The 20,156-nt window shown below is 74.5% G+C and carries 20 protein-coding genes, 1 tRNA gene and 1 pseudogene; 15 read left to right on the top strand and 7 right to left on the bottom strand.

The window, feature by feature from the left end; genetic code table 11:
- Positions 1-18: 18 nt before the first annotated feature.
- Positions 19-453 carry a hypothetical protein gene (locus UXQ13_RS10710; RefSeq protein ID WP_336392263.1) on the top strand — a complete coding sequence of 145 codons (435 nt, stop codon included), beginning with the start codon at positions 19-21 and terminating at the stop codon, positions 451-453.
- A complete protein-coding gene (locus UXQ13_RS10705) occupies positions 453-1,904 on the top strand; it encodes an FHA domain-containing protein (RefSeq protein WP_225232287.1) in 1,452 nt (483 codons plus the stop codon). Before UXQ13_RS10710 ends, UXQ13_RS10705 begins: the two co-directional genes overlap by 1 nt.
- Positions 1,905-1,908: 4 nt before the next feature.
- Here UXQ13_RS10705 and UXQ13_RS10700 read toward each other — a convergent pair whose 3' ends face one another.
- Positions 1,909-3,951 carry a cation:proton antiporter gene (locus tag UXQ13_RS10700; RefSeq protein WP_336392262.1) on the bottom strand — a complete coding sequence of 681 codons (2,043 nt, stop codon included), beginning with the start codon at positions 3,949-3,951 and terminating at the stop codon, positions 1,909-1,911.
- 149 nt (positions 3,952-4,100) lie between these two features.
- Between UXQ13_RS10700 and UXQ13_RS10695 the strand changes: the two genes are divergently transcribed.
- Positions 4,101-4,919, top strand: a complete 819-nt coding sequence (locus tag UXQ13_RS10695; protein WP_225232285.1) for a serine/threonine-protein kinase — start codon at positions 4,101-4,103, stop codon at positions 4,917-4,919.
- A gap of 12 nt (positions 4,920-4,931) precedes the next feature.
- Here UXQ13_RS10695 and UXQ13_RS10690 read toward each other — a convergent pair whose 3' ends face one another.
- From UXQ13_RS10690 to UXQ13_RS10680, 3 genes are all read right to left on the bottom strand, one after another.
- Positions 4,932-6,815 carry a serine/threonine-protein kinase gene (locus UXQ13_RS10690; RefSeq protein WP_263639346.1) on the bottom strand — a complete coding sequence of 628 codons (1,884 nt, stop codon included), beginning with the start codon at positions 6,813-6,815 and terminating at the stop codon, positions 4,932-4,934.
- A gap of 111 nt (positions 6,816-6,926) precedes the next feature.
- Positions 6,927-7,322 (bottom strand): Fur family transcriptional regulator, encoded by a 396-nt coding sequence (locus tag UXQ13_RS10685; protein ID WP_336392261.1) that lies wholly within the window; start codon positions 7,320-7,322, stop codon positions 6,927-6,929.
- Complete coding sequence (locus tag UXQ13_RS10680) at positions 7,322-7,663, bottom strand: ArsR/SmtB family transcription factor (RefSeq protein ID WP_336392260.1); 342 nt, start codon at positions 7,661-7,663, stop codon at positions 7,322-7,324. The genes UXQ13_RS10685 and UXQ13_RS10680 overlap by 1 nt, the downstream gene beginning before the upstream one ends.
- Positions 7,664-7,724: 61 nt before the next feature.
- On the opposite strand from UXQ13_RS10680, the gene UXQ13_RS10675 reads away from it, so the two are divergent.
- The 10 genes and pseudogenes from UXQ13_RS10675 to UXQ13_RS10630 all read left to right on the top strand — a co-directional run bounded on the left by UXQ13_RS10675 (position 7,725) and on the right by UXQ13_RS10630 (position 16,280).
- The gene (locus tag UXQ13_RS10675; protein ID WP_225232282.1) at positions 7,725-7,985 is read left to right on the top strand and encodes an antibiotic biosynthesis monooxygenase; all 261 of its coding nucleotides are present in this window, start codon (positions 7,725-7,727) and stop codon (positions 7,983-7,985) included.
- A 65-nt stretch (positions 7,986-8,050) separates the two neighbouring features.
- On the top strand, positions 8,051-9,463 hold the full coding sequence (locus UXQ13_RS10670; protein ID WP_336392259.1) for a glycine--tRNA ligase: 1,413 nt from the start codon (positions 8,051-8,053) through the stop codon (positions 9,461-9,463).
- A 167-nt stretch (positions 9,464-9,630) separates the two neighbouring features.
- A pseudogene (locus UXQ13_RS10665) lies at positions 9,631-9,876 on the top strand (ATP-binding cassette domain-containing protein); the annotation flags it as partial.
- A 379-nt stretch (positions 9,877-10,255) separates the two neighbouring features.
- Entirely contained in the window at positions 10,256-11,419 is a 1,164-nt protein-coding gene (gene dusB / locus UXQ13_RS10660) for a tRNA dihydrouridine synthase DusB (protein WP_225232279.1), read from the top strand.
- The gene (locus tag UXQ13_RS10655) at positions 11,416-11,868 is read left to right on the top strand and encodes a hypothetical protein (RefSeq protein ID WP_225232278.1); all 453 of its coding nucleotides are present in this window, start codon (positions 11,416-11,418) and stop codon (positions 11,866-11,868) included. The genes dusB and UXQ13_RS10655 overlap by 4 nt, the downstream gene beginning before the upstream one ends.
- A gap of 80 nt (positions 11,869-11,948) precedes the next feature.
- Entirely contained in the window at positions 11,949-12,566 is a 618-nt protein-coding gene (locus tag UXQ13_RS10650) for a hypothetical protein (protein WP_225232277.1), read from the top strand.
- Positions 12,567-12,625: 59 nt separating this feature from the next.
- Positions 12,626-13,246 (top strand): YdcF family protein, encoded by a 621-nt coding sequence (locus tag UXQ13_RS10645; protein WP_225232276.1) that lies wholly within the window; start codon positions 12,626-12,628, stop codon positions 13,244-13,246.
- Positions 13,243-13,743: a hypothetical protein gene (locus UXQ13_RS10640; protein ID WP_225232275.1), complete on the top strand. Its 501-nt coding sequence runs from the start codon at positions 13,243-13,245 to the stop codon at positions 13,741-13,743. Before UXQ13_RS10645 ends, UXQ13_RS10640 begins: the two co-directional genes overlap by 4 nt.
- A gap of 87 nt (positions 13,744-13,830) precedes the next feature.
- A complete protein-coding gene (dnaG, locus tag UXQ13_RS10635) occupies positions 13,831-15,729 on the top strand; it encodes a DNA primase (RefSeq protein ID WP_225232274.1) in 1,899 nt (632 codons plus the stop codon).
- Positions 15,726-16,280 carry a hypothetical protein gene (locus tag UXQ13_RS10630; RefSeq protein ID WP_225232273.1) on the top strand — a complete coding sequence of 185 codons (555 nt, stop codon included), beginning with the start codon at positions 15,726-15,728 and terminating at the stop codon, positions 16,278-16,280. The genes dnaG and UXQ13_RS10630 overlap by 4 nt, the downstream gene beginning before the upstream one ends.
- Before the next feature lies 1 nt (position 16,281).
- Here the strand turns inward: UXQ13_RS10630 and UXQ13_RS10625 are convergent, their stop codons facing one another.
- Positions 16,282-16,482, bottom strand: a complete 201-nt coding sequence (locus UXQ13_RS10625; RefSeq protein WP_225232272.1) for a hypothetical protein — start codon at positions 16,480-16,482, stop codon at positions 16,282-16,284.
- A gap of 113 nt (positions 16,483-16,595) precedes the next feature.
- Between UXQ13_RS10625 and UXQ13_RS10620 the strand changes: the two genes are divergently transcribed.
- Positions 16,596-16,671: transfer RNA gene (locus tag UXQ13_RS10620), tRNA-Asn, on the top strand.
- Positions 16,672-16,747: 76 nt separating this feature from the next.
- Positions 16,748-17,977, top strand: coding sequence for a site-specific integrase (locus tag UXQ13_RS10615; RefSeq protein WP_336392258.1), 1,230 nt, complete (start codon positions 16,748-16,750; stop codon positions 17,975-17,977).
- 22 nt (positions 17,978-17,999) lie between these two features.
- On the opposite strand, the gene UXQ13_RS10610 is transcribed toward UXQ13_RS10615, so the two are convergent.
- Together UXQ13_RS10610 and UXQ13_RS10605 are read right to left on the bottom strand one after the other, a co-directional pair.
- A complete protein-coding gene (locus tag UXQ13_RS10610; protein ID WP_336392257.1) occupies positions 18,000-18,191 on the bottom strand; it encodes a helix-turn-helix transcriptional regulator in 192 nt (63 codons plus the stop codon).
- 758 nt (positions 18,192-18,949) lie between these two features.
- Positions 18,950-19,993: an IS110 family RNA-guided transposase gene (locus UXQ13_RS10605; protein ID WP_336392256.1), complete on the bottom strand. Its 1,044-nt coding sequence runs from the start codon at positions 19,991-19,993 to the stop codon at positions 18,950-18,952.
- Positions 19,994-20,156 lie beyond the last annotated feature (163 nt).

Here is a 20,156-nt window from a genome sequence, read left to right as displayed (position 1 = left end):
AGACCCGGAGAGCCCCTCGTGCTGCCCACCCTCAACGGCCGGATCCAGACCCGGGTCGTCCTGCTGGTCGTCGTCGGGTCCCTGTGGACCCTGCTGGTCACCCCGGTGCTGCCCACCGGGGTCGGGATCGGCGCCTCGTACGCGGCGACGTTCTCGGTGCTGCTGGTGGTCACCGTGCTCGGCGTGCTGTGGGAGCTCGTCTACCACGGCATCCAGCAGTTCCGGTGGGAGAAGGACTGGCCGACCCTGTTCGGCCTGGTCACCATGGTCCCCGAGGGCCTGCTCGTGTGGTTCCTGTTCGCCGGCGGGGCCATCCCGTGGGTGGGTTCGCTGCCCGGCTGGGCGTTCCTGATCCACTTCGTCACGACCTGGATGTGGGTGTTCCTCATCGCCAACGGACCGATGCGGGTGCCGTTCGTGCACTGGCGCTTCAACGGCGGGCGGCTGGTCTGATGCCGTCGTCCCCGCTGCCCCCCATCCCCGGCCGGCCCCCGGCCCCGGACCGGCCGGTGCCCCCGCGGCCGGCGCCGGCGTCCTCGGGCGCGGCCACGGTGCCCGCCTTCGACCAGGTCTCGGTCGCCGTCGTCCCCGGTGCCGACCTGGTCGTCCGGATGCCGGGCCTGCTGCTGGTCGTCGTGCCCGAGACCACGCCGCCGGCGCCCCGGGCGTCGGCCGGGCTGGACGGCTGGGGCCGCAGCCCGGGCGCCCGGCACTCCGGACCGCCGACCGCGCTGGGGACCGGCGGTCCCGACCGCCTGGCCGAGCTGGTCGCGCTGTGCCGCAAGGTCTCGGCCGAGGGCAGCCGCGCGCCGGGCCGCCGTCTGCAGGAGACCCTGGGCGGCTGGCTGGACGGGCAGAGCGCCATGACGTCGCTGGCGGTCGCCGCGGCCACCGAGGACGGGCTGGCCATCACCCTGGTCGGCAGCGCGCTGGCCCAGGTGCCCGAGCTCGGGCTGCGGCTCAGCGCCGACGAGGGCGAGCCGCTCGCCGACGGCACCCCCCGCCTCGAGCGCACCGTGGACTGGCCGCCGGCCGCGCTGCGCCTGTCGGCCGGCACCGACCCCGGCGGCTCGCCGCACCCGCTCGCCGACCTGGAGAGCGGCGCGGTGCCCGGCGGCGCCGCCGTGCTGTCCCCGGTGGCCTCCCCGGGTGGCACCGGGGCGTTCGGACCGGCGTCCACCACCGCCGTCCGGCTGCCGCCCCCGGGTGCTGTCTCGGCGCCGACGGACGCGCCGACGCCACCGGTGGTCTCCAGCGCACCGCCGCCGCGGCCCACCGAGCCCTCGGAGCCCCCGGCCCCGCTGCCGGCCCCGGCGCGCTCGTTCGACCTGCTCGCCCCGGCCGACCCCCTGCCGGTCGCGCAGCCGTTGCCGGTGGTCAGCTCCGCCCAGCCGGTCACCCCGCTGGCCGCCGAGGAGACCGACGACCGGGCCAAGGTGCACGGCTTCCTCTGCTCGCGGGGCCACCTCAACGACCCGCGGGTGCACTTCTGCGCGTTGTGCGGCATCCGGATGGCCGAGCGCACCGGGGTGTTCCTCGAGGGCGTGCGGCCCCCGCTGGGCCTGCTGGTGTTCGACAACGGCGCGACGGTCAACCTGGACGCCGACTACCTCCTGGGCCGCGAGCCCGACAGCGACGAGCGCGTGCTCGCCGGGGAGCTGCGTCCGCTGCTGGTGGTCGACACGACCGGTGGGGTCAGCCGGCACCACCTCGAGGTCCGGCTGCACGAGTGGGACGTGCTGGTCATCGACGCCGGGTCGGCCAACGGCACGCTGGTCGCCGCCGCCGGTGCGCCCGGGTGGTCCTCGCTGGTGCCGGGTCAGGCCGTCCGGCTCACCCCGGGGACGGCGGTCCGCCTCGGCGGCCGGCAGTTCGCCTTCCAGTCGCCGCACGGCGGCTTCTGACCCATCAGGGGGTCTCGAGGTCGGCGACGGTCTCGGACAGGTCGCGGTCGCGGTCGTCGGTGCCGGCGAGCACGGCCAGCACGACGCCGTCCTCGACCGGCTCGGCCGCCCCGACCGGGCCCAGGTGCAGCCCGGTCGGGGCCGCGGTCGCCCCGCGGTGCACGGTCAGCCCGGCCCGCTCCAGCAGCTCGACCACCCCGTCGGCCTGCCGGCGGGCCCGCCAGCCGTCCGCGCCGACCAGCCGCAGCGGGACGTCGCGGGCCGCGGCGAGCTGAGCGGCCAGCCGGACCGCCGCGCGGGCGTCGGGGGAGCCGTCGACGTGCAGCCAGACGTCGTCGTCCTCGGTGCCCGTGCCGTGGACCTGGACGACGGAGGCCGCGAGCTCGTCGGCCTCGGTGGGCGCCGCGCCGGCCGTGCCCCACCCGGACCGCACCAGGACGACGTCGGCCGCCGTCGAGCGCGCCTGGTCCCGCACCACCTGCCACGGGTCGTCGCTGAACCGGGCGCTCACCGACGTGGTCAGCCCGCGCGCTTCGGCCGGCCGGCCCAGCCGGCGCAGCTGGTCCCCGGAGGCGGCGATCAGCCCGAGCTCCTGGCCCAGGCCGCTGGCGACCTCCAGGCCGGGGCGGGCGGGCAGCACCCGGCTGAGGACCAGGTGGGCCGGGCGCTCCAGCCCGGCGAGGTCCGCGGCCAGCTGCACCAGCTGGGCGTCGGCCTCCGGGTCGCCGACCACCACGAGCACGGTGAACGCGTCGGGCAGTCCGAGGGCGGCGCGCTCGGCGGCCTCGATGTCGCGCTGGACGGCCCGCGGCGGGTAGGTGATCCGCAGCAGCGGGGCGGTCATCACGGTGGTGACCACGGCCATGACCACCAGCAGCGTGAACATCGTGCCGTCCAGCACGCCCAGGCCGACCCCGATGTTGAGGATCACCAGCTCGGTCAAGCCGCGGGTGTTCATCAGCACGCCCAGCGAGGTGGCCTGGCGGCGCGGCACCCCCTGGGACCGCGCGGCCACCGAGGCGCCGATCCACTTGCCGGCGACGGCGACCAGCAGCACCAGGAGCAGCTCGACCAGGTTGCGCGCCGACAGCCCGCCGATGTCCACGCCCAGCCCGGTGACCACGAAGAACACCGGCAGCAGCAGCAGCACGCTGACCTGCTCGATCCGGTCCAGCACCTCCCGGTTCAGCGCCGCCGCACCGGTGCGGGGCATGGCGACCCCGAACAGGAAGGCGCCGAAGATGAAGTGGATCCCGATCTCCTCGGTGATGAACGCGCTGCCCAGCACGCCGACGAGGACCAGCGCCAGCATGTCCGGGGTCAGCCGGCCGTGGTGCTCGTAGCGCTCCACCAGCCGGCGCAGCAGCGGGCGCAGCACCAGGAAGACCACCAGCGCGAAGCCGACGGTGAGCAGCAGGATCTGGGCGACGCCGGTGAACGTGCCGCCCACGGTGACCGCGACGACGACGGCCAGCAGCGCCCAGGCGAAGACGTCGTCCACCGCGGCGCAGGCCAGCGCCAGCACGCCGGTGGGGGTGCGGTGCATGCCGCGCTCGCTGAGGATCCGGGCCAGCACCGGGAACGCCGTGATGGACATGGCCACGCCCAGGAACAGCGCGAAGGCGACGAAGCCGACGGCGTCCCCGCCGACGACGTCGTGCCGGGGGTGCAGCACGAACGCCAGGCCGATGCCGAGCCCGAAGGGCAGCAGGATCGAGGCGGCGGAGACGGTGAAGGCGACCCGCTCCCGGCCGCGGATGAACGACAGGTCGACCTCGAGGCCGACGATGAACATGAAGAGCACCAGCCCGAGCTGGGCCAGGACGTTCAGGTACGGCCGGACGTCGGTGGGGAACAGCAGCTGGTCCAGGTCGCCGGGCAGCGCCCCCAGCAGGCTCGGGCCCAGGGCGATGCCGGCGATGATCTCGCCGACCACCGCCGGCTGGCCCAGCCGGACGGCCAGCCGGCCGACCAGGCGGGCCACCACGACGATGACGGCCAGGCCCACGAAGACGTAGGCGACGATCTCGGCCGGAGTGTGCTCCACGGACGGCTCCCGGGCTGGTCGCTGGTCGGGCGGAACGGCTCGGTCCGCCACCGCGTTCGCCGGAGCCTAGCGACGGCGGGACGGACGTGGGAGCCTTTCGCCCGCCGCCCGTGGGGGACGGCGGAGGACCTCGTCGCGAGGAGTCGGCAGTGGACGTCTCGACCCGGACCAGCACGCCCAGCCACGTGGCCGACTACCCGGTGGTGCGACTGCTGGGCGAGGGCAACAACGGTCGCTACTACCTGGCCCGGCCCCCGGCGCGGCTGGGGCTGCCCGACGAGTACGTCACGGTGAAGGTGTTCACCGGCACGCACAGCGAGCAGGCCTACGAGCGCGGGGTGCGGGAGCTGCGGGCCTTCGCCCAGGTCTCCTCGCCCTACCTGGTGCGGGTGTACGACGCGGTGCTCGAGGACAGCTTCCTTTACGCGATGGAGTGGTGCCCGCTGGGCTCGCTGGCCACCCCGGCACGACCGCTGGCCCGCCCCGAGGTGCTGCGCGCGGTGGCCGACGCCGGCCTGGCGCTGCACGCGCTGCACGAGGCCGGGCTGACCCACGGCGACGTCACGCCGGCCAACGTCCTGGTCACCGAGACCGGCGGCAAGCTGTCCGACCTCGGGCTGTCCCGGGTGCTCGCGCCGGGGGTGACCATGACCGGCATGGCCGGCGCGGCGTCGGTGGAGTACGTCGACCCGGCGATCCTGCAGGGCCAGCGGCCCTCGCGGGGCAGCGAGGTGTTCGCCCTGGGCGCCACCCTGCACCGGGCGCTGACCGGCGTGGGCCTGTACGGCGAGCTCCCGGCCAACGAGCCGCTGCTGGCGATCCGGCGGGTGCTGGCGGCCGAACCGGTGCTCGGTCCGGGCATGAGCGCCGAGGAGGCGGCCGTGGTGCAGGCCTGCCTGGCGCCGCTGGGCCAGCGGCCGGGCACCACCGCCGAGGTCAGCGAGCTGGTGCGCCGGATGGTCGGCTGACGGGCCCCGGACTCACGGTGCCTCGAAGGTGCTCTTCGGGGTGAGCCACCAGTCCCACAGCTCGTCGAGGTCGTCGGCGCCGGACACGTAGGCCGCGCCCTCGGCGAGGGCGTCGTCCTGGGTCCAGAGGATGACGCCGGTGCCGTCCTCCAGCAGGAACGCAGCCACGGCGCCGGCTCGCTCGCCACCGATCGTGTAGTAGGTCCACCCGTACGTCCCCGGCAGGTCGTCGAAGGACACCTGCGTCAGGCCCTGGCCGGCGACGTCGTTGGCGAAGATGTCCTGCAGGGTCGACACGTCGGGGTAGCCGTAGAACCCGGAGGCCTCCGGGCCACCGTCGGACTGCGCCGACCCGCACTCCAGGAAGGAGTCCGCACCGTCCCCGGGGAGCTCCTCCTCGGTGCACCCGGACGCGTCGAAGTCGGGCGGGACGCGTTCGCGGAGGGAGTCGTAGGGCGTGGTCTCCTCGGCCGGCTCCGAGGTCGGCGGTGTCTGGGTCACGGTGGTCGTGGACGGCGGCGGGTCGGTGACCGTGACGTCCTCGCCGTCCGAACCGCGGGTGACGACGACGGCGACCACCACCATCACCGCGATGACGACGGTGGTGACCAGGGCGATCCAGAGCACGGCGGAGGACTTCTTCGGCGGCGGCGGGGGGACCTGCTGCCCGCCCCACGTGCCGCCGTTGGTCGGCGGCCCGAAGCCGCCGGCGGTGCCCTGCCGCGGCGGGTAGGTGGCCACCGGTGTCGCCGTCCAGGCGCCCGGCCCCGGCCCGAACCCGCCGCCGGTGCCCGGTCCCACCGGGGGCGCGAACCCGCCGCCGGTGCCCTGCCGCACCGGGGCGAACCCGCCGCCGGTGCCCGGACCGCTCGGGGCGAACCCGCCACCGGTGCCCGGACCGACCGGGCCGAAGCCGCCACCGGTCCCGGGGCCGGTCGGGCCGAACCCGCCACCGGTGCCGCCACCGCCGGAGGGGTCGGTGAAGCCGACGGTCTGCGGCACGCTGCGCAGGTCCTGGATCGTGGTGGGCGGCGCCTGCGGCACGACCACCTCGGGGCGGGGGCGGCCGCCCAGCGCGGTGCGGGCCGCGGCGGCGAGCTCGCCGGCGCTGGCGTACCGGGCGTCGGGGTCCTTGGCCAGGCCGCGGGCGACGACGGCGTCCAGCGCGGTCGGGATCCCGGGCGCCAGCGAGGACGGCGGGTCCACCTCGGTGTTGACGTGGGCGAACATCTGGGCGCCCAGCCCGTCCCGCGGGAAGGGCCGGCGACCGGTCAGGCACTCGAAGAGCACGCAGGCCAGCGCGTACACGTCGACCCGCAGGTCGATCTCGCGCTCCAGGAACCGCTCGGGCGCCATGTAGTCGAACGAGCCCAGCGCCGCGCCGGTCTGGGTCAGCGAGGGGCCCTGGGAGTCGGTGGTGGACCGGGCGATGCCGAAGTCGACGAGGTAGGCGAACTCCGCGTCGCCGCTGCCGGTGAGCAGCACGTTGGAGGGCTTGACGTCGCGATGCACCAGGCCGTCGGCGTGCGCGGCGTCCAGCGCCTGGGCGACCTGGCTGACCACCGACACTGTCCGCTCGGGGCTGAAGCGGCCGTCGCGGGCGAGCACCTGGGCCACGTCGTCGCCGCGGACCAGGCGCATGTCCAGGAACAGCCGGCCGTCGATCTCGCCGTACCGGTGGATCGGGACGACGTGCGGCTCGTTGAGCCGGGCGGCCAGGTGGGCCTCCCGGCGGAAGCGCTCGCGGTAGCCGCGGTCGGCGGCGAGGTGCTCGGAGAGGACCTTGAGGGCGACGGTGCGCTCGTGCTCGGTGTCGTAGGCCCGGTAGACCTCGCCCATGCCGCCGCGCCCGATCAGCGCCTCGATGCGGTAGCTCCCGAACTGCTCGGACTCCACCGCGCGCCCCCCTCAGCCATCCGACCCAGCACCCGGCGGGGGCCCTTGCCCACCGCGCTCGGAGTCTAGGGACCGGGGAGCGTGCGGCCAACGGCTGTGACCACGCCGTGATCAGCCGTCGGCGGCGGCCGTGCGGCAGGAGGCGCAGGTGCCGAAGATCTCCAGGGTGTGGCTGACGTCGGCGAACCCGTGCTCGGCGGCGACCCGGTCGGTCCAGCTCTCCACGACCGGCCCGGCGACCTCCACGGTCCGCCCGCAGCCCCGGCAGACCAGGTGGTGGTGGTGCTGGGTGCTGCAGCGGCGGTACAGCGCCTCGCCGGAGTTGGTCCGGATGGAGTCCAGCTCGCCGTCCTCGGCCAGGGCCTGGACGGCGCGGTACACCGTGGACAGCCCCACGGAGTCGCCGTCGGCGCGCAGCCGGGCGTGCACCTCCTGGGCGCTGTGGAACCCCTCGAGGTCGTCGAAGACCGCGGCGACGGCGGTGCGCTGGCGCGTGGTGCGGGCCATCAGGCGATCGAGACCGGGGCAGCGGCGGAGGTCTGGGTGTGCGCAGCGTGCCCGAGGGCGCCGTGGCCGACGTGGTCGTCCGCCAGGCGGTGGTGCACCTCGCGGTGCCGGCGGTCGCCGGCCACGAGGCGGGTACCGCGCAGCACCCGCAGGTGCTGGGAGGCCTGCGGCTGGGTGACGCCGAGGGCCTCGACCAGCTGGTGCACGCACGACGTGCCGTGCTCGTCCAGCAGGGCCACGATCGACAGGCGCAGCGGCGCGGCCAGCGCGGACAGCAGCTCGCTGGCCGCGGCGACGTCCTCGGGGAGCCAGCGGGTGAGCTCGAGCGGGGCGGCCGGCATGGCACCATCATCCGTGCATGTGAGAACCATTGTCAAACGTGGAGGGGTGCCCGTGTTCGCGGTGACCAGGTTCCGGACCGAGGACCCCGCGGCCCTGCTGGCCGACGGCGCGGCGCTGCTGGCCGCCCTGCGCGCCCGCCCGGGCTTCGTCGCCGGCGAGTTCGGCACCGCGGCCGACGACCCGGGTCTGTGCGCGCTGCTGACCACCTGGGACGGCGTCGGCGCCTACCGCCGGGCGCTGTCCGCGGCCGAGGTGAAGATCACCGGCGCCCCGGTCTGGGTGCACGCGGTCGACGAGCCCGGGGTGTACCTGTCGGAATGAGCTGGTGGGCGCCGTCTAGCGTTTGCCCGTAACCCGCCGACCGCCAGCCGGATGGAGCCCTCCCCGTGGCCACCGAGAACGACAGCACCCCCCGCAAGGCCGACCCCGCCCGCCTGGACAAGGTGGTCAACCTCTGCAAGCGCCGGGGGTTCGTCTTCCCCGCCGGGGAGATCTACGGCGGTACCCGCTCCGCCTGGGACTACGGGCCGCTGGGCACCGAGCTCAAGGAGAACATCAAGAAGCAGTGGTGGCGCACGGTCGTGCAGAGCCGGGACGACATCGTCGGCCTGGACTCCTCGGTCATCCTGCCGCGCCAGACCTGGGTCGCCTCCGGCCACGTCGGGGTCTTCACCGACCCGCTGACGGAGTGCCAGAACTGCCACAAGCGGTTCCGCGCCGACCACCTCGAGGAGGCCTTCGAGGCCAAGAAGGGCCGCGCGCCCGAGGGCCTGTCGGAGATCACCTGCCCCAACTGCGGGGTCACCGGCTCGTGGACCGAGCCGCGCGACTTCAACATGATGCTCAAGACCTACCTCGGCCCGGTCGAGGACGAGTCCGGGCTGCACTACCTGCGCCCGGAGACCGCGCAGGGCATCTTCGTGAACTTCGCCAACGTGATGGGTGCCGCCCGCAAGAAGCCGCCGTTCGGCATCGGCCAGATCGGCAAGAGCTTCCGCAACGAGATCACGCCGGGCAACTTCATCTTCCGCACGCGGGAGTTCGAGCAGATGGAGATGGAGTTCTTCGTCAAGCCCGGCGAGGACGAGCAGTGGCACGAGTACTGGATCGCCCAGCGCAAGGACTGGTACACCGACCTGGGGATCGACCCGGACAACCTGCGGCTGTTCGAGCACCCGGCCGAGAAGCTGTCGCACTACTCCAAGCGCACCGTCGACATCGAGTACCGGTTCGGCTTCCAGGGCTCGGAGTGGGGCGAGCTCGAGGGCATCGCCAACCGCACCGACTTCGACCTGAAGACGCACTCCGAGCACTCGGGCACCGACCTGTCCTACTTCGACCAGACGACGAACGAGCGCTGGACGCCCTACGTCATCGAGCCCGCAGCCGGCCTGACCCGCTCGCTGATGGCCTTCCTGGTCGAGGCCTACCGCGAGGACGAGGCCCCCAACGCCAAGGGCGGCGTCGACACCCGCACGCTGCTGGCCCTGGACCCGCGGCTGGCGCCGGTCAAGGCCGCCGTCCTGCCGCTGTCGCGCAACGCCGACCTCTCGCCCAAGGCGCGCGACCTGGCCGCGGCGCTGCGGAAGAACTGGAACGTCGAGTTCGACGACGCCGGCGCCATCGGCCGCCGGTACCGCCGCCAGGACGAGATCGGGACGCCGTTCTGCCTCACCGTCGACTTCGACACCCTCGAGGACGACGCGGTGACCGTGCGGGAGCGCGACACCATGACCCAGGAGCGCGTCGGACTGGACCAGGTCGTCGGCTACCTCGCCCAGCGCCTCCCCGGCTGCTGACCGAGGGGTGGGTCCGCCCAGCTGGGGGATGGTCCGCGGCCGGCCGCGGACCATCCCCCAGCGGCGGTGACCATCCCCGGCCGACCCCCACGCGGGTGCGGATGACAGGTGTCACGGTGGGGTCGTGATGGTCGGCCGATGTCCAGCGGCAGCCCGCTGACCAGGCAGTGGGCGTGACGCAGACCAGCGCGGTGCCGGGTGCACCGACCACCTCCGCGGGGGCGCCCCCGGCCGTCCGGCTCGCCGGGCTGACCAAGCGGTCCGGCAGCGTGACCGCCGTCGACGGGCTGGACCTCACCGTCCGGGCCGGCGAGGTCCTGGCCTTCCTCGGCCCGAACGGGGCCGGCGAGACCACCACCATCGACGTGCTGCTGGGCCTGTCCCGCCCCGACTCCGGTCAGGTCCAGGTCTACGGCCTACCCCCGCGGACCGCCGTCGCGCACGGCCTGGTCGCCGCGGTCATGCAGACCGGCGGCCCCGGCCCGGCAGCTCGCCGACGCGGTCCGCCGGGTGCACGGCGGGCTGCGGGTGGTCGACCCGGTGCTGGCCGCCGAGACCCTCACCGCCGGGACCACGCCGCTGTCGGCGAGGGAGACCGAGGCGCTGCGTGCTGCTCGGACGGCGGCACCGTGGCCGACCTGGCCGGCGACCTGCACCTGGCCCCCGGCGCGGTGCGCAACCACCTGTCCGCGGCGATCGTCGAGACCGGCGCGCGCACCCGGGCCGAGGCGGTCCGGCTGGCGGAGGACAACGGCTGGCTGCCCTCCTCAGCGGCCCGCCTACCCTGGAGGGGTGACCGCCGTCCTCGATGCCCGCCCCGCCGGCGCGCCCGCGCCGCTGCGGCTGGGCCCGCTGACCGTGGACCCCGCCGTCGTCCTCGCCCCGATGGCCGGCATCACCGGCCCGGCCTTCCGCACCCTGTGCCGGGAGTTCGGCGCCGGGCTCTACGTCTGCGAGATGATCACCACCCGGGCGCTGGTGGAGCGCAACGAGAAGACGCTGCGGATGGTGCGCGCGACCACCGAGGAGCACGACGCCTTCTCCGTGCAGCTCTACGGCGTCGACCCGGCCACCGTGGGCCGCGCGGTCGAGCTGCTGGTCGACGAGTGCGTCGCCGGCACCCGGCCTGCGCACATCGACCTGAACTTCGGCTGCCCGGTGCCCAAGGTGACCCGCAAGGGCGGGGGAGCGGCCCTGCCCTGGCGCCGCCGACTGTTCGGCGACGTGGTCTCCGCGGCCGTGCGCGCAGCCGGCGACGTGCCGGTGACGGTGAAGACCCGGGTCGGCATCGACCCGCAGCACCACACCTACCTCGAGGCCGGCGCCATCGCCCAGGGCGCCGGGGCCGCCGCGATCACCCTGCACGGGCGCACCGCCGACCAGCTCTACAGCGGCACCGCCGACTGGACGCACATCGCCCGGCTGGTCGAGGCCGTGGACATCCCGGTGCTGGGCAACGGCGACGTCTGGGAGGCCGACGACGCCCTCCGGATGGTGGCCGAGACCGGCTGCGCCGGCGTCGTCGTCGGCCGGGGCTGCCTCGGGCGGCCGTGGCTGTTCGGCGACCTGGCCGCCGCCTTCGCCGGGTCGACGCAGCGCGCGCTGCCGACCTTCCGCGAGGTGGCCGCCGTGATGCACCGGCACGCCACCCTGCTGGCCGCCGAGCACGGCGAGACCCACGGCTGCTCGGACTTCCGCAAGCACGTCGCCTGGTACACCAAGGGCTTCTCGGTCGGCTCGGACACCCGGCGGGCGCTGGCCATGGTCAGCTCGTTGGACGAGCTCGCCGAGCTGCTGGCCGGCGTCGAGGACCAGCCGTACCCGGTCGCCGTCCTGGGCGCTCCCCGCGGCCGGACGACGCCGCCCCGCCCGGTCGCGCTGCCCGCGGGCTGGCTCGACGACCGCGACGACCCGCGCCCCCCGGTCGGCGCCGAGCTGCTGGTCGGTGGCGGATGAGCACCGAGGGCCCCTTCCTCTACGACGACGATCCCCAGCCGCTGCACGCCGGGCCGGGCCGCCCGCGTCGCGGTCTGCTGCTCGCGCTGGGGGCCGGCACCGCGGCCGTCGCGGTCGGCGCAGTGGTCCTGTTGCCGATGGTCACCGGGAGCACCCAGGAGCAGGTGACCGAGGTGGCCGACGTGTTCGCCCGGGCACTGGCCGCCGAGGACGCCCAGACCGCCTGGGGCCTGCTGTGCGAGGACGAGCAGGCCCGCCTGCGGGCCGACCAGGTCGCGGGGGACTACCTGCGACCGGGTACACCGTCGGTCGGCGACCCCGTCGAGGGCGACCTGGACGGCCAGCGAGCCGAGGTGGTCCCGGTCGCCTGGGACGACGGCGGCTCGGTGACCACCGTGCAGCTGGTCGTGATCGCCCAAGGTGGCGCGAAGGTCTGCGGCATCGCCTGATCGGTGGGCGCACAGCACTTCCGGTGACCGGCCGAGGCTGGCAGCATGGCGCCACCCCGCCCGCCGCAGAGAGGACCGCCGTGGTCCAGCCCCCACCGCCCGGCCCTGGTCAGCAGCTCGGCTCGGGGCCCCCGGCCGCCCCGACCCAGGTCGTGTTCCCCGGCCAGATCGGGGCTCCGCAGCAGCAGTACGTGCCCACGCCGGCGCAGGCCGCATCGCAGGGCGGGACGGCGCGCGCCGTCGGCTTCCCGGGTTACCGGTCCCCGGCGCCGTCGCCGAAGAGCCAGACGTCGGCGGTGGTCGGCTCCGCGGTGGTGACGGTGACGGTGCTCTTCGCCGTCCTGGGGTTCGTGCTGGTGTCCGGCCGCGCCCCCAGCACGCCCTCGGCGGCAGCGCTGGCCTACATCGACGCGGCGGTGGACGGGGACTCGGGGCGGGTGCACGACCTGCTGTGCGAGCGGGTGCAGGCCCAGGTGCCCGAGTCCGCCGTGGAGACCGACCTCATGGGTGGCAACCAGGTGCCGGACTCCGTGCAGGCCGAGGTGGTCAGCACGACCGACACGGTGGCCCCCGACGGGCGGCCCGCGGTGGACGTCGTGCTGGCGCTGACGGTGTTCGGGCAGACCGCCCAGCAGGACGTCGTCCTGGTCGAGGAGGACGGCTACCGCGTGTGCGGGGGCTCGCTCGGCTTCGGCTGAGCCTCGCCCACCAGCTCACTGCACCTCCGCTGACAAGGTCACGTGGTACCCATGACGGCATGGTCGGAGGCTTCGTGGGACGCGCGGTCGGGGCGGCCGTGCTCGCCGTCGCCCTGGTGGTGGTGTCGACCGCGATCGCCATCTGGTGGACCGCCCGGCAGGACGCCGAGCCCCGGTCCGACGCGATCGTGGTGCTGGGCTCGGCGCAGTACAACGGCGTCCCCAGCTCCATCTTCGAGGCCCGGTTGGAGCACGCGCTGGCCCTCTGGGAGGACGGCGTCGCCCCCGTCGTGGTCACCGTCGGCGGCAAGAAGGACGGCGACGAGTTCACCGAGGCCGAGGCCGGCCGCGACTACCTGCTCGACGCCGGCGTCCCGGCCGAGGACCTGGTCGCGGTGACCGACGGGGTGGACACCCTGGAGAGCATGCGGCTGGTCGCCGCCGAGTTCGACGCACAGGGCTGGTCCACCGCGGTCCTGGTCACCGACCCGTGGCACGCCATGCGGGCCGAGCGGATGGCCGAGGACTCCGGCATCGACGCGGCCAGCTCGCCGACCCGGCAGGGCCCGGCCGTGCAGACCCGCAGCACCCAGTTCCGCTACATCCTCCGCGAGACCGCCGCCTACCTGCTCTACCGGGCGACCGGCGAGAGCGTGGCCGGCGCCCCGGGCATCGGATGACCCGCTGGACGCTGCCGGCGCCCGGCGAGGCCGGGATGGACGCCGGGGTGCGCGCGGTGGTCGCCGGCGGCGAGCCCGACAAGGTGGCCAGCGGTGGGCTCGTCGTCGCCACCCTCCAGCTCGGGTTCTGGCGCGAGCGGGCCCGAGCCGTGGTCGACGGCGCCGAGTGGGTGTTCGGCAAGGAGAGCGGGGACCTGGGCGCGCGGCTGTCGGTCGACCCGGAGGGCACCACCCGGATGCGGGCGGTGCGCACCTCGTTCTGGACCTCCCGGCACGACGTGGACCTGGAGGGCGTGCTGGTCCAGGTGCAGGGCGGCGCCCGCAACCGGGTCTGGACGTCGGACGGCGCAACCCTGGGCACCAGCGGCCGGGTCGGCTTCTGGAGCCCGGTGCCCACCCTGGAGCTGCGCGACGACGTCCCGCTGCGGCACGTGGTCTTCCTGCTCTGGCTGGAGCACACCTTCACCCGGCGGAACCAGGCCGCGGCGGCCGCGTGACGCCGTCGGCGGCCGCTGGGATGATGGGACGGCGCCGGGCAGCCGGGTCGGCGCGGGAGAGGGGATCCGTGCACGGGAGAGTTCGTCATGGCCGGTGAGCGGCGCGGCCGCATCCGGGCCGCCGACATCGCCACGGTGCGCGAGAGGGCCACGATCGACGAGGTCGTCGGCGAGCACCTGCAGCTCAAGCGCGCCGGGGGCGGGTCGCTGAAGGGGCTGTGCCCGTTCCACGACGAGAAGTCGCCGTCCTTCCACGTCACCCCCGCCCGGCAGCTGTTCTACTGCTTCGGCTGCGGCGCCGGCGGCGACGTCATCAAGTTCGTGCAGGACATCGACCACCTGTCCTTCAGCGAGGCCGTCGAGCTGCTGGCCGGCAAGGTCGGCATCCAGCTGCAGTACGAGGACGACGGCGGCCGGCCCACCGGCGCCCCGGACCGCGCCGCGGCCGGCCAGCGCGCCCGGCTGGTGGCGGCCAACACCGCCGCCGCGGAGTTCTACCGGCAGCAGCTGGCCACCCCCGACGCCGCGATCGCCCGCACCTTCCTCGCCGAGCGCGGCTTCACCCGGGAGATGGCCGCCGAGTTCGACTGCGGCTTCGCCCCGGCCGGCTGGGACGTGCTGACCCGGCACCTGCGCGGGGCGGGCTTCAGCCAGGCCGAGCTCGAGCTGGCCGGGCTGAGCAAGCAGTCCTCGCGCGGGACCTCGATCGACCGGTTCCACCGCCGGCTGCTGTGGCCGATCCGGGACATCACCGGTGACGTCATCGGCTTCGGCGCCCGCAAGCTGGCCGACGACGACCCGGGCCCGAAGTACCTGAACACCCCCGAGACCCCGCTCTACAAGAAGTCCACCGTGCTCTACGGCGTGGAGCGGGCCAAGCGGGACATCGCCCGCCAGCACCGGGCCGTCGTCGTCGAGGGCTACACCGACGTGATGGCGTGCCACATCGCCGGGGTGACCACCGCGGTCGCCTCCTGCGGGACGGCGTTCGGCGCCGAGCACATCAACGTGCTGCGCCGGCTGCTGATGGACCAGGACGAGTTCCGCGGCGAGGTCGTCTACTGCTTCGACGGCGACAAGGCCGGCCAGGCGGCGGCGATGAAGACCTTCGCCGAGGACCAGCGGTTCGTCGGGCAGACCTTCGTCGCCGTCGAGCCCGACGGCCGGGACCCCTGCGAGCTGCGCCAGGCGCACGGCGACGCCGCCGTCCGCGACCTGGTCGCCCGGCGGGTCCCGCTAATCGCCTTCGTGCTCAAGACGACGTTGGCCGGCTACGACCTGGACACCGTCGAGGGTCGGGTGCACGCGCTGGACAAGGCCGCGCCGATGGTGGCCGGCATCAAGGACCACGCGCTGCGCCCGGCGTACGCCCGCCAGCTGGCCGGCATGCTGGGCAACACCGACGAGGCCGAGGTGCTGGCCCGGGTGCGCGCGCTGACCGGTGAGGGCGCGACCAACGGCCGGCCCGCGCCGCGGGCGAAGGCACCCGCGCGCACGGCGGACGACGCCGCGGCGTTCATCGAGCGCGAGGCGGTGAAGACGGCGCTGCAGGCGCCGGAGCTCGCCGGCCCGGCCTTCGACGGCATCGCTCCGGATTCCTGGACGCACCCGGACTACGCGGCGGTCGCGGCGGCGATCGCCGCCGCCGGGGGAGCCGCCGGGGCGACCGTGGGCGGGGCCGCCTGGCTGGACCAGGTGGGTGCCGCGGCGGAGTCCGACGAGGCCCGCCGCCTGCTGCCGGCCCTGGCGGTGGAGCCGCTGAAGTCGCCGTCCGACGAGCCGGACAGCGGGTACGTGCACGCGGTGCTGACCCGCCTGCAGGAGATGGCGACGGTGCGCCGGGTGACCGCGCTCAAGGGCCGGCTGCAGCGGATGAACCCGGTCGAGGCGCCCGAGGAGTACACGAAGGTCTTCGGCCAGCTGGTCGCCCTGGAGCAGGAGGCCCGGTCGCTGCGCGAGCGGGCCATCGGCGGGCTCAGCGCGTGAACCCGTTCCGCCGGCTCGTGCAGCGCTTCGGCCGCCCGCCCGGCCCGGTCGCGCAGGCCGCCGGGTCCGAGGACGTGCTGGCCTGGGGCGCGCGTCGGGACGGCGGCTGGCTGGCCGCCACCTCGGCCGGGCTGCGGACCGTCCCCGACGGCGCCGACGCCCCCGAGGGCGAACTGCTGCCTTGGCACCTGGTCGGGCACGCCCGCTGGGCGGCGACCGAGACCGGCGGCTCGTTCGCGGTGACCCCTCTGCTCGAGGTCGAACCCGGCGTGCAGGCGCGGGGGGCGGTCACCCGGCACGTGCTGGACGACGCCGGCGAGCTGCCGGCGGTGGTGCGGCGGCGGGTGGACCAGACGGTGGTGGCCAGCAAGCGCCACCCGCTGCCGGCCGGGGGAGGGGTGCTGCTGGTGGCCCGCCGCGTGCCCGGTCAGTCCGCCCGGGAGTGGACCGTGGTGTTCGACGACGACGCCGACCGGGACGACCCGGCCGCCCGGGACGTGGCCCGCCAGCGGTTGGCCGAGGCCGTCGAGGGCGAGGACACGACCCGCTGACTCAGCGGTCGCGCAGGTCGGACTTCGCGGCGGCGACGGCGTTGTCGGCCTGGGCGCGCAGCGTGCCGGCCAGCGACTGCAGGCGCGGGTCGTCCTTGGCGTGGTCGTAGGCGCGGCGGATCTGCTCGTATCGGTCACGGCCGGCGCGGGCGCCGAGCACGTAGCCGGCACCGAAGCCGGCGAGGAAGGACAACTTGGCCACGGGGACCTCCTGGTGGGTGGCTGGGGATGATCGACGCTACCGGCCGACACACCCGGGGGTGCCCCCAGGGGACGGGCCGCTCGTGGGGTAATCTCGGCAACCGCACGACGCGGTCCCCCGTAGCTCAATTGGCAGAGCATTCGACTGTTAATCGAACGGTTTCTGGTTCGAGTCCAGACGGGGGAGCCATGACCTGCAGGTATAGGTCCAGCGCCTGACACCAGGCATCATCTACTCATCGAAAACGATGAGGAGATGGTGCCTGGTGGGCCGACCACCACTGCCGGTGGGCACGTTCGGCACGATCGGGTTCTTCCCGACGGCCGGCGGTGAGGTCCAGGCCCGCGCCCGGTTCCGCGACTTCGACGGCCGCACCCGGCTGGTGTCCAAGACCGGTCGCAGCAAGGCCGCCGCCGAGCGGGCACTGAAGACCGAGCTGACCACCCGCCGCGGTCCGCACGGCACCGGCTTGCTCACCGCCAGCAGCAGGGTCACCGCCCTGGTCGACGCGTGGCTGGCCACCGACCACGGCTGGTCCACCGGCACCGAGCGCACCTACCGGTCGATCATCCGGACCTCGGTGCTGCCGGCCCTGGGGGAGCTCTGCCTGCGCGAGGTCACCCCCGGCCGGGTGGCGCGGGCGATCACCGCGATCGCCGGCACCAGCGGCCCGGGTGCGGCCAAGACCGCCCGAGCCTGCCTGTCGGGCATGTTCGCCCTGGCCATCGTCGACGGCGCCGTCACCGCCAACCCGGTCCGGGACGCCGGCGTCCGGGTCACCCGCACTGCCAAGAAGGCCCCGCGAGCCCTGACGCCCGAGGACACCGCACGGCTGGTCGAGCTGTTCGCGACCAGCGAGCGGGCGCAGGCCCTGGACCTGCCCGACGTCGTGGACTGGATGCTGGCCACCGGTGCCCGGATCGGCGAGGCGTTGGCCGTGCGCGCCGGGAAGGTGCAGGGGAAGACCCTGCTGGACCTGGACACCGGCACCTGGGAGGTCGCCGGCACCGTCGTGCGGGTGCCCAAGCAGGGGCTGGTCGTGCAGCCGCGGACCAAGACCGCCGCCGGCTGGCGGGTGGTGGCCCTCCCGGCCTTCGCGCAGGACATGGCCCGCCGCCGGCTGTCGGGCTCCCGTCACCCCGACAGTGGACTGGTGTTCCCCTCCCCGGTTGCCGGCACGGTCCGCGACCCCAGCAACGTCTCCGGGGACCTCCGGGTGCTGCTGGACTCCTTCGACTGCGCCACCTGCGGGGGGACCGGACTGCTACCTCCGGCGACGACGGGCGCGCGACCGGTGCGGTGCGAGGAGGGCCCTTGGTCGTGGGTCACCTCCCACACCTTCCGCAAGACGGTGGCCACGAGGCTCGAGGAAGCGGGGTTCACCCCGCGGCAGGTCGCCGACCAGCTGGGCCACGCCAACCCCTCGATGACCCTGGACGTCTACTTCGGCCGGCACGTCGTCAGCGCCGAGGCCGCCACCGTGCTGGGCAGGTGAACGGCCCCGGAGCCGACGCCGGTCAGGAGACGGTCAGGGCGGCCGACCGCTTGGCCTCCCACCACCGGTCGCACTCCACCTCCTCGTAGAGCACCCGCCGGCCCACCTTCACCCCGGCCGGTCCGATCCCGGCATGACGCCAGTACCGAACCGTTACCGGGCTCGTGCGGAACCGGGCAGCGACGTCCTCGGTGGTCAGCAGTCGACTGGTCATGGCTCTCCTCCTCAGCGCGTTGGACAGCTGTCCAGGCGTTGGTCGCCTCCTGGTGACTGACGGGCGCGCCCGGGGTGACATGAGCGGACATCGACGGCCTGGCTCGGGGTGACGTGCGCCGGCACCTGGCAGATGGGTGCAGCACGGCACCGGTCAACCACGGGGTGACGTCGTCCGGCGCTCCAGAATGGGGAAGACCGGCGCCGGTGGATGCCCGACCGAGCTGTTGCCCCGACACCGGCGGCCCTCACGTCGCGGACCGCAAGGGCGATGCCGGCCACGGGGCGTGCCGTCGAACAGTCCGCTGTCGTACCCGCTCGGGCGGCCCGCGGAATTGGCCGTGCTGCCCCTTGGTGGCCCCGGGTGACACTGCTCCGGACCGAGCCGGTGCCTCCGCACCTCGAGCGCTGCCGGAAGAGCGCTGAACACCACGTCGGTGCACGGGCGACGGGATCCCGGGGCGATGGGTCCCGAGCACCATCCGCACGTCCTCCCTGCCCGCGCACCGACGGTCCGGCGGCACAAAACCGGACGATCGATGATCCGGCGATCGGGTAGGCCCCGGATGGGTCCCGGGCGCTCCCTGGCTCGTCGGCGGCGCGGGAGTTCGCGGCGGCGGCGGCGCTCGGGCGGACATGCGGGCTGACCACGTCTCCGGCGGGTGCAGCGCGGCCGGGCACACCTGTCACAACGAGTGCGGGCACCCGGGATGAGCTCCTATGTGTCAACCGCGGCGAGGTGCTGCGCTGCTGGGTGTCTTAGGCCGCTGTGGTGGCGGGCGTTGACTGCTCGGCGAGCTCGGCGTGCATGGTGGTGTAGATCAGGTCGGAGAGTCGGCGCTTGAGGCAGCGGAGGGCTTCGCGGCCGGTCTTTCCTTCGGCGCGTTTGCGCTGGTAGTAGGCCCGTCCTTCGGTATCGGCGCGGATCTGGGTGATGGCCATCGTGTAGAGCACCCGGTTCAGGGTGCGGTTGCCGGCTCGGTTAAGTCGGTGGCGGCTGGTGCGCCCGGAGGAGGCGGGGATGGGTGCGGTGCCGTTGGCGGCGGCGAAGGCGTGCCGGGATCGGTAGCGGCGGATGTCGGCGACCTCGCCGAGGATCGTGGCCGCGCCGACCGGGCCCACTCCGTAGAGGTCGGTGAGTCCGGTGTCGATGGTGTCCATCGTGGTGGTGATCAGGGCGGTGAGTTCCTTGATCTGGGCGGTCAGCTCGGTGAGGCGGCTCAGCCGCCGCAGGGTGAGCTGAGCGCGGATCCGGGTGTCACTCCGCAGCAGGTCGGTGGCGGCGGTGAGGAACGTCGGTGCGGTCAGTCGCGGCACGGTCACCTGGTAGCCGGGGAGCAGGCCGTGCAGCTCGGCGTGGGTGCGGTTGGCCAGGGCGGTGCGTTCGGCGACGAGCTGGTTGCGGTAGTCGGCCAGTGCACGGAGGTCGGCGGCTTGCCCGACGGCCAGGCGCACCGGTGGCAGGTCGGTCTCCCGGGCGGTGATCCGGGCGATGGCCAGGCAGTCCACCGGGTCGGTCTTGCCCTGCCCGGGCCGGCTGGACCGCTCCCTGGAAGTCAGCGAGGGCGGCACCTCCACGACCTGCATGCCGCCGGCCATCGCGAGCCGGATCGCGGCGCCGCGGCCGTAGTTGCCCGATCCCTCGATCCCGACCCGGTCGACTGAATGTTCGGCGAGCAGGGCTTCGAGTTCGTCGAACCCGGCCTCGGTGTTGGCCAGGTCGGTCACGACCAGCGGCCGCCCGACCGGGTCGATGACGGCCACGGCCAGGGTGTCCTTGTGGGTGTCGATGCCGGCGAGCACAGCGGCTCCTTCGCGGGGAGGTGGCTCGCGAAGACGGTGTCGGGGCGCAGCGCATGCATCTGCGGGCCGCGGGTGCCCATGCTCCTATCAGGCGTCGACCGCCCCGAACACCGAGGACGTCACCGGCGGGCAGTCATTGCGGAAGCCATGCCCAACCGCAGCA

The sequence above is a fragment of the Klenkia terrae genome (assembly GCF_037083865.1).
GTDB classification, from domain to species: Bacteria; Actinomycetota; Actinomycetes; order Mycobacteriales; family Geodermatophilaceae; genus Klenkia; species Klenkia terrae.
Note: the sequence above shows the minus strand (reverse complement) of the source record. Positions and strands in the feature narration are given on the sequence as shown.

Coding starts and splice junctions, on each gene's coding strand:
- UXQ13_RS10705 (WP_225232287.1), top strand. CDS start 453: ATGCCGTCGTCCCCGCTGCCCCCCATCCCCGGCCGGCCCCCGGCCCCG.
- UXQ13_RS10685 (WP_336392261.1), bottom strand. CDS start 7,322: ATGGCCCGCACCACGCGCCAGCGCACCGCCGTCGCCGCGGTCTTCGAC.
- UXQ13_RS10680 (WP_336392260.1), bottom strand. CDS start 7,663: ATGCCGGCCGCCCCGCTCGAGCTCACCCGCTGGCTCCCCGAGGACGTC.
- UXQ13_RS10655 (WP_225232278.1), top strand. CDS start 11,416: ATGAGCACCGAGGGCCCCTTCCTCTACGACGACGATCCCCAGCCGCTG.
- UXQ13_RS10645 (WP_225232276.1), top strand. CDS start 12,626: ATGGTCGGAGGCTTCGTGGGACGCGCGGTCGGGGCGGCCGTGCTCGCC.
- UXQ13_RS10640 (WP_225232275.1), top strand. CDS start 13,243: ATGACCCGCTGGACGCTGCCGGCGCCCGGCGAGGCCGGGATGGACGCC.
- dnaG (WP_225232274.1), top strand. CDS start 13,831: ATGGCCGGTGAGCGGCGCGGCCGCATCCGGGCCGCCGACATCGCCACG.
- UXQ13_RS10610 (WP_336392257.1), bottom strand. CDS start 18,191: ATGACCAGTCGACTGCTGACCACCGAGGACGTCGCTGCCCGGTTCCGC.